Annotated in this window: 1 protein-coding gene; it reads right to left on the bottom strand. The window is 39.8% G+C overall.

What is annotated here, in order from left to right; all coding sequences use genetic code 11:
• A partial coding sequence (traG, locus tag ACFIL3_RS06430) for a Ti-type conjugative transfer system protein TraG (protein ID WP_375681947.1) occupies positions 1-1,192 on the bottom strand: 1,192 nt, incomplete at both ends.

Raw genomic sequence — 1,192 nt, forward strand, 5'->3', positions numbered from 1 at the left:
CCACAGCGTTCTGAAATGTCTTTGGCAGTTTGGAGATCTTTAATGGCAGCATAGCTGACAAAGGAACAACTTTCAAACCATGAACGTGCTCCTGCTTCTCCAAAGTGGTTGACCAACTGGCCAGAGGATTGATAGAAGAGCATCAAGGATGTACCGTATTTACGTCCACGGTCGCGGGCTTCTTCTAAAATATTCATATAGCCTAAAAGATCAACTTCATCTAAGACAAATAAAACACGCTTTTTATAGTTACCGTCTGCTGTAACCATGGCATTGAGAAAGGCGCCAATAATCACACGTCCAATAGCTGGATAACTGTTTAAAATGCTTGCGGGGAGATTGAGAAAAACATCTGTATTGCCATTGGTAATATCTGAGGAAAAAAAATCATCTCCGCAGACAAGATCTGCATAATTGGATAAAGAAAGCCATTGGGTGTCTTTTGAGGCGGTGGTATAAACCCCTGAAAAGGTTTGCTCTGCCATTTCTGTAAAAATACCAACCATTTCACGAATAAAAGGAGAAGGTGTTGTTTCTTGAATCATGCGTAATTGATTAACAACAGCTGTTTCTGATTGAGAGAGAATACCACGCAATGTTTTTAAATTGCGCTCGCTGTCTTCATATTCATCAGAAAATACAACATGAGCAAGAAGAGCTGTTAATAGATTATGGGCTTGTGTTGAGAAATATTCCGCTGAAGAATTGTCTGATTTTTTATCTGTAAGAAGCAACTTTGAAAAGCTTACAATATTCGCTTCGCGTTGTGTGCGTGGTACGCTGTCGTCTAAAAGCCAATCGATGACATTAAAGTTTTTTGTTAACAATGAGTTAGGATCGAGAACAATGACATTTCTATTTCCCATTTTTTGACGCGCAAATTTGACCATTGGGGCAACTTCTGTTGAAGGATCAAGACAAATAATAGACCCTGGATAGGTTAAACACGTGGGAACTACTGTACTTGTTGTTTTATAGCCACCAGAACCAGCAAAAAAGATCATATGAGTTGAACCAAAATCAAGATTAAAGGTTAGCAAAGGGGCTGTTCCCCCCTTTCCCCATGTTGTTTTATTGCCAGGTGCAAAGGGAATGTTGCACACATTATCTTGATCGACACGGTATCTTTCACCCACAACAATTTGCCCATTGGCAGGAAAGATTTTTGCTGCCTCTCTTAAATTCATCCAAG

The organism is Bartonella sp. CE47NXGY, from assembly GCF_042195415.1.
GTDB lineage: Bacteria > Pseudomonadota > Alphaproteobacteria > Rhizobiales > Rhizobiaceae > Bartonella.